Annotated in this window: 14 protein-coding genes; 7 read left to right on the top strand and 7 right to left on the bottom strand. The window is 70.9% G+C overall.

Annotated features, from left to right (window positions below):
* Positions 1 to 92: 92 nt before the first annotated feature.
* From H5965_RS44985 to H5965_RS44975, 3 genes are read right to left on the bottom strand one after another with little or no spacing between them, the layout of a single operon-like run.
* Positions 93 to 611, bottom strand: a complete 519-nt coding sequence (locus H5965_RS44985; protein ID WP_310977445.1) for an NUDIX hydrolase — start codon at positions 609 to 611, stop codon at positions 93 to 95.
* 27 nt (positions 612 to 638) lie between these two features.
* Complete coding sequence (locus tag H5965_RS44980; protein ID WP_310977444.1) at positions 639 to 1,535, bottom strand: phosphopantetheine-binding protein; 897 nt, start codon at positions 1,533 to 1,535, stop codon at positions 639 to 641.
* Entirely contained in the window at positions 1,532 to 2,926 is a 1,395-nt protein-coding gene (locus H5965_RS44975; RefSeq protein ID WP_310977443.1) for an FAD-dependent oxidoreductase, read from the bottom strand. Before H5965_RS44975 ends, H5965_RS44980 begins: the two co-directional genes overlap by 4 nt.
* Positions 2,927 to 3,121: 195 nt before the next feature.
* On the opposite strand from H5965_RS44975, the gene H5965_RS44970 reads away from it, so the two are divergent.
* A complete protein-coding gene (locus tag H5965_RS44970) occupies positions 3,122 to 4,465 on the top strand; it encodes a helix-turn-helix transcriptional regulator (RefSeq protein ID WP_310977442.1) in 1,344 nt (447 codons plus the stop codon).
* A gap of 94 nt (positions 4,466 to 4,559) precedes the next feature.
* Positions 4,560 to 5,255, top strand: a complete 696-nt coding sequence (locus H5965_RS44965) for a DUF3800 domain-containing protein (protein ID WP_310977441.1) — start codon at positions 4,560 to 4,562, stop codon at positions 5,253 to 5,255.
* Between the two features lie 239 nt (positions 5,256 to 5,494).
* Here the strand turns inward: H5965_RS44965 and H5965_RS44960 are convergent, their stop codons facing one another.
* Positions 5,495 to 5,968, bottom strand: coding sequence for a hypothetical protein (locus H5965_RS44960; protein ID WP_310977440.1), 474 nt, complete (start codon positions 5,966 to 5,968; stop codon positions 5,495 to 5,497).
* 33 nt (positions 5,969 to 6,001) lie between these two features.
* Here H5965_RS44960 and H5965_RS44955 point away from each other — a divergent pair, with 33 nt between their 5' ends.
* The 3 genes from H5965_RS44955 (at position 6,002) to H5965_RS44945 (ending at position 7,422) form a co-directional block, all read left to right on the top strand.
* Positions 6,002 to 6,301: a hypothetical protein gene (locus H5965_RS44955; protein ID WP_310977439.1), complete on the top strand. Its 300-nt coding sequence runs from the start codon at positions 6,002 to 6,004 to the stop codon at positions 6,299 to 6,301.
* Positions 6,294 to 6,851 carry a hypothetical protein gene (locus H5965_RS44950; RefSeq protein WP_310977438.1) on the top strand — a complete coding sequence of 186 codons (558 nt, stop codon included), beginning with the start codon at positions 6,294 to 6,296 and terminating at the stop codon, positions 6,849 to 6,851. The genes H5965_RS44955 and H5965_RS44950 overlap by 8 nt, the downstream gene beginning before the upstream one ends.
* A 148-nt stretch (positions 6,852 to 6,999) precedes the next feature.
* Positions 7,000 to 7,422: a hypothetical protein gene (locus H5965_RS44945; protein WP_310977437.1), complete on the top strand. Its 423-nt coding sequence runs from the start codon at positions 7,000 to 7,002 to the stop codon at positions 7,420 to 7,422.
* A 161-nt stretch (positions 7,423 to 7,583) separates the two neighbouring features.
* Here the strand turns inward: H5965_RS44945 and H5965_RS44940 are convergent, their stop codons facing one another.
* The gene (locus tag H5965_RS44940; RefSeq protein WP_310977436.1) at positions 7,584 to 7,931 is read right to left on the bottom strand and encodes a hypothetical protein; all 348 of its coding nucleotides are present in this window, start codon (positions 7,929 to 7,931) and stop codon (positions 7,584 to 7,586) included.
* A 274-nt stretch (positions 7,932 to 8,205) separates the two neighbouring features.
* Here H5965_RS44940 and H5965_RS44935 point away from each other — a divergent pair, with 274 nt between their 5' ends.
* Together H5965_RS44935 and H5965_RS44930 are read left to right on the top strand one after the other, a co-directional pair.
* The gene (locus H5965_RS44935; protein WP_396137007.1) at positions 8,206 to 11,547 is read left to right on the top strand and encodes an error-prone DNA polymerase; all 3,342 of its coding nucleotides are present in this window, start codon (positions 8,206 to 8,208) and stop codon (positions 11,545 to 11,547) included.
* Entirely contained in the window at positions 11,534 to 12,202 is a 669-nt protein-coding gene (locus H5965_RS44930; RefSeq protein WP_310977434.1) for a GNAT family N-acetyltransferase, read from the top strand. Before H5965_RS44935 ends, H5965_RS44930 begins: the two co-directional genes overlap by 14 nt.
* An 82-nt stretch (positions 12,203 to 12,284) precedes the next feature.
* On the opposite strand, the gene H5965_RS44925 is transcribed toward H5965_RS44930, so the two are convergent.
* Both H5965_RS44925 and H5965_RS44920 read right to left on the bottom strand, forming a co-directional pair.
* A complete protein-coding gene (locus tag H5965_RS44925; RefSeq protein WP_310977433.1) occupies positions 12,285 to 12,530 on the bottom strand; it encodes a hypothetical protein in 246 nt (81 codons plus the stop codon).
* A partial coding sequence (locus tag H5965_RS44920; protein ID WP_310977432.1) for a hypothetical protein occupies positions 12,527 to 13,617 on the bottom strand: 1,091 nt, incomplete at its 5' end. The genes H5965_RS44920 and H5965_RS44925, both read right to left, overlap by 4 nt.

Raw genomic sequence — 13,617 nt, 5'->3', positions numbered from 1 at the left:
ACACGACGTTATACAGTTCGGCGTTCTCGTGGCGCTTCGACGGAGAGCGGCCCGCGGCTCGCTGCGCGATCGCCCAGGTGATGCAGCCTGGATCAGGCGGCCGGGACGTAGCCGTGTTCGAGGCAGAGCGGTTCGGGGTTCCCGGTGCGCGCGTGCAGGGCGCAGGCGACGACGCGGCGGGCGAGCCGGGGCACCATCATCTCGGCGAGCTGGTCGAGGTCAGGCGCGACGTACCTTCGCTCGCCGATCTCGTGGTCGACGTAGCGGATGGCTGCGTTCTGCTCGGGGGTGAGGATGCCGCCTTCGTAGACGAACGCGAGCATGGGGGCGTGGTCGTCGCCTTCGGGGACCGAGTCCGTTCCGAGCAGTCGTCCGATGACGACGTCGAGGCCGAGTTCTTCGGCGATCTCGCGGCGTGCGGTGCCGCGGGGGGATTCGCCGCGTCGTGCTTCGTTGACACCGCCGGGAATCTCCCACCACTGGCGACCACGCGGCTTCACCACGAGGAGACGTTCGTAGCTGGGCCCATCGAAGAAGAGCACGCCGGCTGACGGGATGGCCATCGGGTAGTTCTCGAAGAAGCGCTGCTGCGTCGCGGTGGGCGTCGTCACGGACGGCAGGCTATCCCGCCCTTCGTATCACTCTCCGCGTAGGGCCTCGTGACGCGAGGTATCCGGGGAGCCGTGACGGTGCTCGTAGCGTGCGCCGCAACAGCCGCACGCGGTTCCGGCCAGCCGGGCGCCGCAGCGGCAGACCCAGCCGATCTGTCGGTGCGGGTTTCCGGCGACGTGTGCGTGAGGCGGGACGTCGCGGTCGACGACGGCGCCGGCCGCGACCATGGCGTGTGTGCCCACCTGAATACCGGGGAGCAGGATCGCTCCGGCGCCGATGGTGGCGCCCCGGCAGACGGTCACCGGGTGCGGCGTCCAGTCGCCGGCAGTCTGGGGGAGCCCCGTGGGGGTGACGGCCCGGGGTGTGCTGTCCTCGATGATCAGCGCGCCGGGGCACAGCAGGACCTCGTCGTGGATGGTGGCGCCGAACACCTGCACGGCGTTCTGGATCTTGACGCGGTCACCGACGCGGGTGCCGGGGCCGAGGTGCACGTCGGTGCCGAGCGTGCACTGCTCGCCGACCTCGACGCCGTCGGCGAGCAGGACGCGGCGCCACAGGTGGCTGCCGAGGCCGACGCGGGCGCCAGTGCCGAGCTCGGCGGTTGGGTGGATGACCGGGGCGGGCAACTGTTCGAGTGCGGGCCGGGGGACGGGCATCTGGTGGAGGGCGACGAGCATGGTCGGCTCGGCGGCCGCGGGGTGTTCGACCACGCCGGCCAGATCGCTGAGCCGGTGGACGTCGGCGAGTGCGGTGTCGGGGATCGCGACGCCGTAGGCGGCTTCGAGCGCGGCTGCGATCCGGATGCGGTCCAGCGAGTCGAACCCGAGCGCGTCGAGGTCGGTGTCCGGGGCCAACGCGACGGCCAGCTGCGCACGCGGGCGCAGGGCCGTGATCATGTCTATCAGCTGGGCGGGCAGCGTCATCGTGTGCTCCGCCCGGCAACGTCGAGCAGTAGGGGCAGGACTTCTTCGACGGGTGCGCTGCTGAGTAGCCGGCGCGCGGCCGGATCGGCGTGCTCGTGGATGAGCGCGGCGCGCAGCATGGCACCGAGCTGGTCGGCAGCACCTCCAGGCAGATGCCCGCCGGGTTGGCAGATCAGTTCGACCAGAGCGTCCCCGCGGCCGTCGACGAGCTGGGCCAGGTCCGGGACGGGCATGGTCCGGCGCGGTGAGTACGGGTGGTTGTCGAGGGTGCCGGGGTGCTCGAGTTCGGTGCGGATCAGCGTGGCTACCCGGGGGGCGAGCAGGATTCCGCATCGGTACGTCGCGGTGGCCACCAGTACCTTCGGGTTCGCGGTTCGGCCGACGAGCGGCAGGTGGTCGATGGTGTAGGGCCGGTACCCGACGCGGATGTCGGTCACCTGGGCGGCGCGGAGTCCGGTGTTGAGCTCGCGGACGCCGTCGTGCAGCAGGGTGGCGATCTCGTCGACGCTGGCCGCCCGGCCCGGCTCGGGCCGGGTGCTCAGCCGGTTCGTCGCGCCCAGGTAGGTTCGGCCGTCGGCGCGGGCGACCAGGTGGGCGCCGCACGCGAAGCCGCGGTTGGGGGTCCGGATCGGGGACGCGACCGGATCCGGCACGGCTTGCAGCACCATGCTGACCCCGCGCCCGGCCAGGACGGGCGGGAGGTCGGCGGTGAGGCCGGGGGAGCGGCGCGCGATCGCCGAGGTCTGCACGCCGGCGGCCAGGACCAGGCGCTCGGCGGTGACCGGCTCGCCGTCGACGAGTTCGATCCGCAGCCCGGTTCCGTTGTCGCTGATGCGGGCTGCATCAGCGTCGAACCAGGTGATCCGGGGGTGCGCCCTGGCCGCGGCCGCCGCGATGGCGACCAGCTCGGCGGCGTCGACTCCGGATTCCCCGGGCAGCCACAAGGCCTCGAACACCGTCTTCGACCGCAGACCGGGGACCTCGGCGGGGGAATGCAGCTGGCCGGGCTGTCCTGCGTCTGCGGCGGCCGCCGCGATGGCGGCGAGTTCGGCGCGGTCGGCCGGGACACTGGCGGTCACCCAGACGCCGGGCATGAGCGCCGGGGCCGGTCGGCCGGCGATGTTGGCGAGCTGCTCCAGCCAGGCGTCGTAGCCGGCGCGGGCGGCGACCCGCTCAGCCACTTCGACCGCGACCCGCGGCTGCGGGTGCGCGGCTTCGACCTCGGAGAAGACGGTGAGCATCGCTCCGGCCGCGCGGCTGGCCTGCCCCGCGTGCTCGCCGGTTCGCGGCGCCACCAACGCGACCGAGGTTCCGGCCTGCGCGAGTTCCAGCGCGCACGCCAGGCCCACGACGCCCGCGCCGACAACCGCCACGTCTGCTGATCGCGTCATGTTCACTCGCTCGCTCCCGTCCGTCGCACGGGGGACCTGCGCCCCGAGTCGCGAGTTCGAGGGAAGCCGTTACGCCAGGGTCAGCGGCAGAGGTTTGTGCCAGGCGGGCACGGCTGTGCCAATCCGGCACAGGGGACACCCGGCGCGTCACCGGATGGCTACGCTGGGTGCGTTGTCCCGGAATCGAGGCGCCCGATGCCAACACCATGGACCCGTGCCGACGACGCGGCTCTTGCCGCCGCGATCGCGGCGGAGGACCACGCAGCCGTGATCCGCCTCGCTCGACGTCGCGCCGGGCTCAACCAGACTGAGCTGGCCCACCGATTCGGGTGTCATCCGAGCATGATCAGCCGCTTCGAGAAAGCGCGACGGCGGCCCCGCGACCCGGCGATGCTGCGGCGTCTCGCCGAGCTGCTGGACCTGCCCGCCACAGCGTTCGGTCTGCACGTCCGCGTTGCCTCCGAGCAGCTTCCGGTCCGCTCTCCTAGGGTGAGCACCAGCCCAGCCGAGGAGGACTACATGCGGCGCCGCACTTTCCTGGTGGCCACCACCGGCGGCTTGCTCGGATCCGGCCTGACCACGAACACCGCGGCCGCCGCCGAGCCGGACCCCGCCGCCCTGCTCGCCCACCACCTCGAGCCCATCCTGCTCGGGCCGGCCGCGCCTGCCGCCCCCGCGACCGCCTCCTCACTGCGACGGGGGCTGACGGCCGCCCGCGCGGCGTTCGACCGCGCCGACTACCTCACTTTGGCCCGCGACCTGCCTCCGCTTGCACGGGCCGCCGAAGCCACGCGAGCGGCGACCGGTGGCGGACATGACATCGCGGCCGAGGTCTACACGCTGATCACCCGTGCCCTGATCAAGCTGCCCGCCAGCGGGCTCGAATGGATCAGCGCCGACCGCGCTTCCCTCGCCGCGACCCGTACCAGCGACCCGCTGTTGCTCGCGGAAGCCGAACGCGTCAAGGCGTCGGTGTGCCGCCGCGGCAAGCAGCACGACCGCGCCCAAGAACTGGTACTCGCCGCCGTCGACCACCTCGACACCGGCAACCGCGCCGCCCCGCAGCACCTCGCGCTCTACAGCGTGCTCATGTGCACCGCCGGGTACGGCGCCGCCCGCGCGGGCAACCGGGACCTGGCCCTCGACCTCCTCGCCGACGCCAGCCGCACCGCGGCCCGGCTCACCGACCACCGGGCGCTGCACGGCCCGCTCACCGCCAACATCACCAGCCACCAGGTCTCCGCGCTGCACGTCCTCGGCGACCCCGCCGCCGCGCTGCACTACGCCCGCACCGCCGGCCCCTTCACCGGCACCAGCACCGAACGCCAAGGCCGCTACCTCGTCGACCTGGCCCTCGTCCACCACGCCCTCGACCGACCAGGCCCGGCCTACAATGCACTGCGCGAAGCCGAACACCGCGCCTCCGGCGAGGTCCACACCCGCGCCACCGCCCGCAACCTCATCCGCGACCTGCGCGACCACCGCGGCGCCAATCTGCCCGGTATCCGCGAACTTGCCGCCAGGGCCCATGTCGCATAACTCGAGTCAAGCTCGACGGCCTTCTACCCGCGTGATGCAGCCTGCATGAACAGGCCCGGCTTACCTGCTCAACGCGCGCCACTACGGTGTGCCGGTGGGTGTGCGTGTGTTCTACATGGACGACTCCGGATCGAGTGAGGCCGGCACGGTCGTCTTCGGCTGGCTTGAGCTCGACCTTGGCGACTGGCAGGTCACTCTGCGCAGCTGGCTGGACTACCGTCACCAGTTGCACCGGTCGGTCGGCATCCCCACCGACTACGAACTGCACGCGACCAAGTTCCTCTCCGGCCGCGGAAACCCCACCAAGACGCCCTGGGACGGAAGCGACGAGGAACGGCTCCGCGTAGGGCACGACCTGCTCGCGCACCTGGCGTCAATGCCACAGGTCCGAGTTGGCGCCGTTTACGGCCAGACGACCCGGCGCCGCGAAGCTCGTGACCTCAAGGCACGCACCTACACCGAACTTGTCCGCATGATCGACGCCCGGCTCACCACCGATGGCGAACTCGGCATGATCGTCATGGACGGGGACGGCACGGACCCGACCTACCGCGCAGCTCATCGCGAGTTGAAGCTGGCCACCCGCAGCCTCATCGAAGACCCGTTCTTCCACGGCAGCCACCACAGCCAGTGGATGCAGCTGGCTGACTTCATCGCCTACAGCGCGTTCATGCACATCGCGCAGCACCCAACCAAGGAGAAGATGTGGTCTTGGTACAGCGACCTGCTGGGCGCCAGCGCCGTGACAGGTCCCGATCCGCTTGAACTCAGGACCCCTAAAAGCCGCTAGACCGGCTACCACCAGAGCAGGTGGGCCGGTCCGCGCCGATTACTTTACGGTAATCCGCCGAGAATTTCAAACCGCGCCGAGCGCGGCTCAGAAACCCGCCCAACCTCGTCGGAGCAGGGCCTACCTCCGGGACGTTAGCCCTGGTCACGCCTCGCCGATGGCGAGAGTCGGGCCAGCCTGGTGCGAGCGCTCGGACGGTACCAGCCGATGCAGGCTGCATCACCTGCTCCTATCTCGCCTTATGTCGCACGCCGACCTCGTCCAGCCCTTGGCGGGTGGTGCGCTCGACGGCACTCCGCGCAGTGGCCACCGTGCTTCACCCCCGCTGGGCGGCCGCACAAGTCGCCAGCGGGACAGGTCTCGGCGAGCACCGTCTCCAGCGCGTCGCCGAACTCGACGTCCCACCGGACCCGGCCGTAAACCGCGTTCGTCGTCATGCCCACCGCAGCCGCGGCCGCGGTGAGCCGCAGGCCGGCGCGCAGGGCATCGAACAGCTCTGCCTGCTCGTCCGGGCCGAAATCAGCCTCCGCGACCGACCGTCTCCACGAGGTGGTGTCGGCCGCGTGCGCGGCGCGCGCCTTCGGGTCGCGAGCCTTCTGGCGGTAGCGGGTAACGTCCGACTTCGGCGCGACCGCAGGCATGGTGTGCTCCTCGGGGGCGTAGGCAGCGCGAACCGAACGGTTCGCGCGCAGCCCCGCGAGGGCGGGGAACATGTTGGGACCAGCTTAGTCAACAGGAAGAAGCACATGAGCAACGACCAGCCGCAACAGCACATCGCCGTGTTTGAGGACATGCTCGCCGACGAGAACGCTGGCACGCACGCCACCGTGAAGATCGGCCCGTTCAGCGCGATGCTTCTGGTCGCTGCCATCCAGCACACCATGCGAACCGGCGCGCTCCCCGGCGGCCCGGCCGTCGCACAAGCGGCGTTCGGGTCGCTGCTCAACCAGCTCGACGAACTGGTGTCCCGGTACCCCGGCGCGATGGAGATCATCCTGTCGCAGAACCCGACGTCGCCGACAGAGGGGAGGGGGCACGGTGGCTGACGCCCAGGCGCTGGCGGAAGCGATCCCGGGCGGGGAGCCCGCGCTAGAACGTGCGCGGGCCCGCGCACAGCAGGCCGCGGAGATCATCACCGAGGCCGTCGCGATCGACCCGACGTTGCTCGACTACGACCGCAGCCGCGACCTCGATGTCTGCACCGAGATCCTGCGCCAGCTCCGGCCGCTCGCCCGCCAGGCCGCCCTCACGCTGCAACACGCCCGCCTGACCGAAGCGGGGGCCTCGCGGCAGGAATTCGCGCGGATCGGCAAGGTCAACCCCCTCGCGCCTGACGAGTTGGACGCCTTGTCCGAACGGGTCGTTGAGGTCGCCAAACGTGTCGCCGCCGCGGCGCTGCCAGACTGGAACACACCCCAGCGGATCCGGGAACGCTCGGAACGCCTGCTGCCCGACGCCGATTTCCTCACCCGCTTCGCCGATCAGCTCGCCGAGGCTGTTCGCCCAGCCGCTGAACTGCCTCACCCGGCTGCGGCGGCGGTCCAGCTTGCAGCGCTGGCCAGGCAGCTTCGGGCTCTCGCCGACAGTCGACCCTGACGAACCCGTTAGCTCGGCGGGGTGATGCAGGCCGCTTGGATCTCGCTCGCCAGCTCAGTGATGCATGCCGCATCACCGCGACACTAGCCATCGCATAAGCCCGGCGACGGCTCGGCGTATCGCCGGGCGAGCTGGCAGATTGTGCGCCATGAACAGCGTGCCCGAACCCAGCTTGCTCCAGAACGGCGCCTGGATCGCCACGATACTCAGCGGCTTGTCCATCGTGGCCGGCGTAATCGTGTGGATCCACAAGCAGTTCCGCGGATGGCGAGACCATCGCCGTGCTATCCGGCACCGCAACTGGCACGGCTACATCATCTTGGGATCGGTGTCGAGTTGGTATGTCCGGACCGCCGATGACCCCAAGACCCCGACTGGCCGGATCGTGCTCGACGTGCTCGACGGCCCCGATGGCACGCCCAACGCCAACCGCGCCCACTCGCTGCGCCTGCAGATCGCGGCGGACGGCATCATCGCGCGAGCGCCAACGCCGGAGGAGGATGCCTTCCTCAAGTCGCTGGGCCGTAAACGCGGCGGAGGCAACGACCCGGAGGGGTTCCCAGTGCGCTGACCGCACCGTCACCGACCTCGGCGGCCGTCTGCTCGGCGAACTCGTCGTCGGCGATCCGCGACAGCAGCCAGCGCACCGCCCGGCGACGGCGCGCCCGTCGAGTCCGGCTGGCGCGAGGTAGGCCGTGCGCGTCGCGGCGTTCAACCCGCGCGATTTCACCATCACCGAGCACGGCGCGTCGTAGCCGCTGCGGTGGCCGCGCGACTACGGGAGCGTCGCGCAAGTTGTCCCGGGCGTGTAGGGCTGAGGCCCAGGCGATCGGCGACGTCGCGTTCGGTGGATTCGGACACCATCTCGGCGACCAGGTCGTCGCGGAAGACGGAGACCCGTCCAGCGGCGGCTTGAAGCAGGGCCAGCGTGCTGGACAGGTGGATGAACTGGGCCTCGGGGTCTTCGTTGGGGTCGAGCTCGCCGACGAGTGTCTGGACGAGTTGTTCGACTTCGGCGGGTTCGACGCCGTATCCGTCTACGGAGGCGTCCTCGGGGACCTCGATGTCGGTTGTCTGCATAGCCCCAGTATGCATCTGATGATGCTTATCTGCATAGAGGGACTATGCAGCAGGGCGGTTCAACACGGTGTAGCAACATCGCTCGACGGTGATGCAGGCCGCATCGGCGTCAGCCTCGTCAGGGTCGACGTAGCTCATCCAGCCGAATGAGACCGGTCTCGATTTGACTCTTGTCGCTGGCAGTGGTCATCATGACAGGGCTGTTCGCACGAACGTTCGAACAGTGCAAGATGGCCCGTCCTTCCCGCGGTGCCCTGGTAGCACGGGGTGAAGTGTGTCCGTTTTCAACGGTGGTGCGGGACGGAGCTGGCGAGAGCTCGAGCGGATTGCCTCTGGGCGGGGTCCGGCGGTGCCACGCGATGGCGGCGACTCGCCTGCGTGGAGTCGCAAGCGCGACGGCTACCGTCCGCCGGAGGACGTGCCGACGCGGCGCAGCAGCGACGACGGCGCCGGCGAGCGCCGTCGGCCGTACGCAGAGCTGCACGTCCACTCGTATTTCTCGTTCCTCGACGGGGTGAGCTCCCCGGAAACGTTGGTCGAAGAGGCCGCTCGGCTCGGGCTCGACGCGGTCATGCTGACTGACCATGACGGCATGTACGGCGCCGTCCGCTTCGCCACCGCAGCGCGTGAGCTCGGGATCCGCGCGGGGTATGGCGCTGAGTTGAGCCTCGGGCTGTCCGCGCCGCAAGCCGGTGTACCGGACCCGGCAGGCACGCACCTGCTGATGCTGGCCCGCGACAGCGAGGGTTACCGCCGGTTGTGCCGGGTGATCTCCCACGCGCAGCTCGCCGGGGAGGAGAAGGGCCGCCCGGTGTACGACGTCGCCGAGGTCGTCGACGAGCTGGCCGGGCATGTGCAGGTGCTGACCGGCTGCCGCAAGGGCGCCGTCCGCCAGGCGCTCGTCCAGAGCGGCCCGGCCGCGGCCGCCGACGAACTCGCGCTGCTGGTCGACCGGTTCGGCCGCGACCACGTCGCGGTGGAGCTGATCGACCACCGCCAGCCGCTCGACAGCACTCACAACGACCACTTGGCCGCCATGGCGAAGGAGCTGACGCTGCCGACGGTGGTGTCGAACAACGTCCACTACGCGCGCCCCGAGGACTCCTCGCATGCCGACGCCGTCGCCGCGATCCGGGCGCGCCGGTCCGTGGAGGAGCTGGAGGGCTGGCTGCCAGCGGCCGGGATGGCGTACCTGCGCTCGGGGGCCGAGCAGTTGCGGGCGTTCGAGCGCCGGTACCCGGGCGCGGTCGCCCGCGCCGCGCTGCTCGGCGTCGAGTGCTCGTTCGATCTCGCCCTGGTCGCACCGAAGCTGCCGCCGTTCCCGTGCCCGCCCGGATTCGCCGACGAGGACGCGTACCTGCGGGACCTGGTGATGGAGGGCGCGGCCGCCCGCTACGGGACCGCAGCCGAGGCGCCGGAGGCCTACGCCCAGCTGGAGCACGAACTGACCGTCATTCGGCAGCTGGGGTTCCCGGGCTACTTCCTCGTGGTGTGGGACATCGTCCGCTTCTGCCGCGAGCGCGGCATCCTCGCCCAGGGCCGCGGAAGCGCGGCCAACAGCGCGGTCTGCTTCGCGCTGTTCATCTCCCACTGCGACCCGGTCAGGTGGGGCTTGCTGTTCGAGCGGTTTCTGGCGCCGGAGCGGGACGGGCCGCCGGACATCGACGTCGACATCGAGTCCGACCGGCGGGAGGAGGCGATCCAGTACGTCTACGAGCGGCACGGCCGGCTGCACGCCGCGCAGGTCGCCAACGTCATCACCTACCGCGCCCGCTCGGCGGTCCGGGACGCAGCCAAGGCGCTCGGGCACAGCCCCGGCCAGCAGGACGCCTTCGCCAAGGCCGTCGACCGGTGGCACCGGGTCGCCGACGCCGACACCCCGGGCGAGCGCGGGCACGGCGTCCCCGACGACGTCCGGGAGCTGGCCGCGCGGCTGGAGGACACTCCGCGCCACCTCGGCGTGCACTCCGGCGGGATGGTCATCGCCCACACCCCGGTCTCGGAGATCGTCCCCGTCGAGTGGGCGACCAAAAAGGACCGCACGGTCCTGCAGTGGGACAAGGACGACTGCGCCGAGATCGGCCTGGTCAAGTTCGACCTGCTCGGCCTCGGGATGCTCTCTGCCCTGCGCTACAGCGTCGACCTCGTCGCCCAGCATCACGACCGCGAGGTCGACCTCGGCGAACTGGACCTCGCCGATCCGGCGGTCTACGACATGCTGTGCGAGGCCGATGCGATCGGGGTGTTCCAAGTCGAGTCCCGCGCCCAGCTCGGCACCTTGCCTCGGCTGCGACCCCGGAAGTTCTACGACCTGGTCGTCGAGGTCGCGCTGATCCGCCCCGGTCCGATCCAGGGCGGCTCGGTGCACCCCTACATCCGCCGCCGCCGCGGCGAGGAGGCCTGGAGCCACGCCCACCCTCTACTCGCTGACTCCCTGGACCGCACGCTCGGCGTCCCCTTGTTCCAAGAACAGGTGATGCAGATGGCCCGCGACGTCGCGAGCTTCACCGCGGCCGAGGCCGACCAGTTGCGCCGCGCGATGGGCGCCAAGCGGTCGGGCGCGAAGATGCACGCCCTCATGGCGCGGTTCTTCGCCGGCTGCGAGGCCAACGGCATCGAACGGCCGCTCGCCGAGCGGATCTTCGAGCAGATCCACGCCTTCTCCGGGTACGGGTTCCCCGAAGCGCACTCGATGTCGTTCGCACTGCTGGTCTACGCGAGCGCCTGGTTCAAGCGGTACTACCCGGCCGCGTTCTGCGCCGGGCTGCTGCGCGCGCAGCCAATGGGCTTCTACTCCCCGCAGTCGCTCGTCGCCGACGCCCGCCGCCACGGCGTACTCGTCCGGGAGCCGGACATCAACACCAGCCTCGTGCACGCCACCCTTGAGCCGGAGACGGCGTCGACGGGCGGGGTGGCGCTGCGGCTCGGGCTGGCCGGGATCCGGCAGGTCGGTACCGACGTCGCCGAGGCGATCGTCGCCGAGCGGAACACGAACGGCCCGTTCGGGAGCATCGGAGAGCTGACCGAGCGGGTGCAGCTCAAGCAGCCCGTGGCCGAGGCGCTGGCCACGGCCGGGGCGTTCGCCGCGTTGGGTCCGGACCGCCGGCAAGCCCTCTGGGCCGCGGGCGCGGCCGCGCGGACGCGGGACGGGCACCTGCCCGGGATCGCCGCCGGCGTCGACGCGCCCGCGCTGCCGGGCATGACCGCCCTCGAGGTCGCCGCCGCCGACGTCTGGGCCACAGGCATCACCCCCGACCGGCACCCCGTCCAGTTCGTGCGCGAGCACCTCGACGCGCTCGGCGTCGTCCCGGCCGCCCGGGTCCTGGACGTCGTCGACCGCAGCCGGATCAAGGTCGGCGGCGCGGTCACCCACAAGCAACGCCCGGCCACGGCCGGGGGGATCACGTTCCTCAACCTCGAAGACGAGACCGGCATGATCAACGTCGTTGTCCACCCCAGTACCTGGACGAAGTTCCGACAGATCCTGGCCACCAGCTCGGCGCTGGTCATCCGCGGCCAGGCCCAGGTCACCCAGGGCACCGCGTCGGTCGTCGCCGACCAGATCACCCCGCTGGACCTCCGAGCCCTCGCCGCACGCAGCCGTGACTTCCGCTGACCAGGCCGACCGCCGCGACGGAGCCGGGGCCGGGGCCGCGCGGGCCGGGCGCTACCTCGACGTCCCGCTGTGGCCGTGGGTCCGACCGGTGACCGGGCCACAGCATCTGCCCCGCACCTGTCCCGCCGGGCACCGGCTGGGACCCGGGCAGCTGCAGGAGACCCCGAACCAGGACTACGGCCTACGCGAGCTCCTCTGCTGGCACTGCGAGAACCAGCCCGGCCGCGACGGCCGGTGGGCGCTGATCGACCCCTCGACCGACGCGCAGGTCACCGAAGACCAGGTCCAGCCACGCCGCCTGCAACTCGTTGTCGTCCCACCTGCGGTTCGCGCCGGGGTCGGGCTGATCCAGCTTCGATGGGGCGCCACGATCTACGGCCAGGTCGAGCTGTCGCTGTGCCCGATCGACCGGCGCGGCCTGCTGCTCGGTCTGCACGTCGAGCCCCGCCACCGGCGCCGAGGCGTCGGCCGCGTACTCGCCAGGGCCGCCGCTGCTCGTGGAGCCGGCTTCAGCTGGAGCGCGAACCCGGCGGACGAGCCGGACGTCGCGGCGTTCTGGGCCCGTGTCGGAGCGCCACGCGCGCCAGCGGACCCGTGTTCGCATCAGGAGGCTGCCGGGCTGCGCATCGAGCCCCGCTGGCCGAAGTGGTGGTGACGCCGGGACCTGATTCAGGCTGCATCACGACGATCGCGCGGGCCACGCGAGCCACGTTCCCGGGCAAGCGATGCAGCCTGAATCAGGCCTTCGGGAGATGCCCCGAGCCGGCGAGCGCCCGCTCGATCTTGCGGACCCGCAGAGTGAGCAGCTCAATCGCTCGTTCCAGCTGGGCCAGCCGGTCGGGGGCTGGTTCATCGGCGTTCACGGACTCAGCACCGGGTAGCGGCTCCGGCGAGTTGATCACGAGTGCCGCCGCGGCCGAGGCAACGTCCGCCGCCGAGACGACAGCAGAGGAAGTGCAATCGGATTGGTCGTCGTGCGTCATCGTGTCCTCCGGCTGCGCGTCTGCTCGGCCACGGGACTCGACGGAGTCGAGGCGCTCGACGGTGCCTTCGCTGCATTGGCGGTCGGACCGACCGCGGGGTTGGCGACGCGCTCAGCGGCGGCCAGCGCTTCCGCTCCTTCAGCGTCGGCAATGACCAGTGCCTTACCTGGCTCGGCGGCCGCACTCTCACCAGCTTCGAGCTGCGCCGGAGCGGTTGCCAAACGCCGTAGGCTGTCTTCGGCGACATCGGGAGTGTCCAGCCGCTCGGCGACGGCGATGACCCGCCCTGCCTGCTGGGTACTCGCATGCTGGTCGGGTTCCGGCTTCCCGGCCGAGCCTCGGCTGGACTGGTCGGTCTCCGGGGCCCGCGCGTCATCGTCGATACCGGCTGCATCATCGGCTGCGCTCGCATCTGAGCCGGCGGATCGCGACGATGCGGCTTCCCGTTCAGTGCCAGGGGTCTCGCTCTCCGGCGTGGTTGTGGCCTTGTGCTCGTTGAAGTCGCGAACGGCTGCCCGGAGCGACCCCAACTCAGCTTCGTATCGTGCGGTCGCGGTCTCCACTCGCCGTTCGGCCTTGCCGACGGCAGCGATCCCCCGCCGGGCTTCTTCGTCAGCGCGGTTGGCCATGTCGCGGAGCCTGCGCAATTCCCAGTCCGGCCGCTTCAACTCGAGTGCTTCGTCGAAATCCGCGTGCTTGAGTTGCGCGTCTCCCCGCAGGTACTCCAGTCTGCGCTCGGCTTCGGCCAGGTCGGCGATCGCCTCGTTGATGTCGCGGGCGGCTCGTTCCGTGCGTCCCTCGAGCTGGTCGATCCGGTTGCGCCGACGTTCTTGCTCGCGGGCGGCCATTTCGGCGTTGCGTTGCCGGTCTCGCTCGGCCATCTCCGCCTTGCGCTCAGCATCCCGCGCATCCGCCTTGGCGTCACGTGCAGCCATCTCCGCCTTGCGCTCGGCGTCCCGTTCGGCGGTCTTCTCGTCACGAATCCGGTCCCGCTCGGCCATCTCCGCCTTGCGCTCGGCGTCCCGCTCGGCGGTCTTCTCGTCACGAATCCGGTCCCGCTCGGCCATCTCCGCCTTGCGCTCGGCGT

This window comes from Amycolatopsis sp. 505 (assembly GCF_031625235.1).
Lineage (GTDB): Bacteria > Actinomycetota > Actinomycetes > Mycobacteriales > Pseudonocardiaceae > Amycolatopsis.
Note: the sequence above shows the minus strand (reverse complement) of the source record. Positions and strands in the feature narration are given on the sequence as shown.

Excerpts from the sequence above, each read along its gene's own strand:
- H5965_RS44980 (WP_310977444.1), bottom strand. The coding sequence starts at position 1,535 with ATGACGCTGCCCGCCCAGCTGATAGACATGATCACGGCCCTGCGCCCG.
- H5965_RS44975 (WP_310977443.1), bottom strand. The coding sequence starts at position 2,926 with ATGACGCGATCAGCAGACGTGGCGGTTGTCGGCGCGGGCGTCGTGGGC.
- H5965_RS44970 (WP_310977442.1), top strand. The coding sequence starts at position 3,122 with ATGCCAACACCATGGACCCGTGCCGACGACGCGGCTCTTGCCGCCGCG.
- H5965_RS44960 (WP_310977440.1), bottom strand. The coding sequence starts at position 5,968 with ATGTTCCCCGCCCTCGCGGGGCTGCGCGCGAACCGTTCGGTTCGCGCT.
- H5965_RS44955 (WP_310977439.1), top strand. The coding sequence starts at position 6,002 with ATGAGCAACGACCAGCCGCAACAGCACATCGCCGTGTTTGAGGACATG.
- H5965_RS44945 (WP_310977437.1), top strand. The coding sequence starts at position 7,000 with ATGAACAGCGTGCCCGAACCCAGCTTGCTCCAGAACGGCGCCTGGATC.
- H5965_RS44940 (WP_310977436.1), bottom strand. The coding sequence starts at position 7,931 with ATGCAGACAACCGACATCGAGGTCCCCGAGGACGCCTCCGTAGACGGA.
- H5965_RS44925 (WP_310977433.1), bottom strand. The coding sequence starts at position 12,530 with ATGACGCACGACGACCAATCCGATTGCACTTCCTCTGCTGTCGTCTCG.